General features: G+C 36.3%; 3 protein-coding genes. All 3 read right to left on the bottom strand.

All coding sequences use genetic code 11. From position 1 onward, the window contains the following. Nucleotides 1-42: 42 nt before the first annotated feature. The gene (locus A6E04_RS15495) at nt 43-303 is read right to left on the bottom strand and encodes a Txe/YoeB family addiction module toxin (RefSeq protein ID WP_065593072.1); all 261 of its coding nucleotides are present in this window, start codon (nt 301-303) and stop codon (nt 43-45) included. Continuing rightward, entirely contained in the window at nt 300-551 is a 252-nt protein-coding gene (locus tag A6E04_RS15490) for a type II toxin-antitoxin system Phd/YefM family antitoxin (RefSeq protein WP_012551877.1), read from the bottom strand. The genes A6E04_RS15495 and A6E04_RS15490 overlap by 4 nt, the downstream gene beginning before the upstream one ends. 218 nt (nt 552-769) lie before the next feature. Next, complete coding sequence (locus tag A6E04_RS15485; RefSeq protein WP_065611786.1) at nt 770-1,213, bottom strand: hypothetical protein; 444 nt, start codon at nt 1,211-1,213, stop codon at nt 770-772. Nucleotides 1,214-1,247: the final 34 nt, after the last annotated feature.

Genomic DNA, 1,247 nt, shown 5'->3' with positions numbered 1-1,247 from the left:
TGTAGTAAATCGTGTTGATGCGATTGTTAACTGCGCTTCAAATTAATAATGATAGCGACAGGAAATTATTGTCAAATGTGCATCATTAACGGCATAAACCAATCGGTTGGTGTCATCAATTCTACGTGACCAAAAACCTGCCAAATTTTCTTTCAATGGCTCAGGTTTTCCAATACCTTCGAAGGGAGAACGCTTCGCATCAGTAATTAATTTATTGATGCGTTTCAGCGTTTTCTTATCCTGACCTTGCCAATACAAGTAATCATCCCAAGCATCGTCAGTCCAAGCTAACATTCGACTCATTCAAGTAAGCCTCTTTCCGTAGTTTGACCGGCATTGTATTGAGCAATTGATTTGTTTAGATGAGCAGCATTAGCTGGAGAACGAGATAAATAAATCGTTTCCATTAAGCTATTATAATAATCCATAGACATTACAACTGCATCTTCAGAATCTCGACGAGTGATAACTGTGCAGTCAGCATCATTAACTACGCCATCAAGAACAGATTTAAGACCATTTCGAGCTTCAGTAAAAGAAACTATACGCATAATTACCTCTTTGTTGAGTTGTACTTAATATTGAACAAGTCTAACTCATTAGAATTGAAATGTACAATATATTGCACAGGTAACAAAGAAGCAGTTAACGCCTGCATAACACGTTTGCTACGATACAGACTTAGCTGAATTTTAACGCCTAATCACTGAAACTAAAGGCAAACCGACAATGCCGAGTGTAGCAAATCGTGTTGATGCATTTGTTATGTTTAATTAAATACGCTAGCTAATAAATTCATAATGTTATTAGCATTCAAAGCTTCTCTTACAAGGTTTGCGGCAGATTCTTTAGACCCCTTTTTCACCGCGTCTTTTAATTGTTCACCTAAAGTCTCGTTAGATTCTACAGACGAAGGCACTGATTTTAATAATTGTAAACCTTGTAGGGACAACGTCATTCGAGAGTTCCAAGCTCCGCCAAATTTACCAATTAAATAACCAGACTCATATAGCCAAGAAAGAGTATAAGAAAAGAATTCATTTTCTTCCTTACTAAGAGGATCAATAAAGCCACCTGCACAATCAGTAGAAGGCTCACCCTCACAATCCATTAATTCACAAGGATTTAGTACAACTTGTTTAGGAAATTCACTGTATAGCTTTTCAAATATTCTAGCTACTAACTCATCAAATTTTTTAATATTATCGCTCATACTTCCTCATTAGACATAACGCCTAGAATAATGC

Origin of the sequence: Aliivibrio logei (genome assembly GCF_001691055.1) — a bacterium.
Lineage (GTDB): Bacteria > Pseudomonadota > Gammaproteobacteria > Enterobacterales > Vibrionaceae > Aliivibrio > Aliivibrio salmonicida.
The sequence above is the reverse complement of the archived record's forward strand: the minus strand, read 5'-3'. Positions and strand labels throughout refer to the sequence as shown.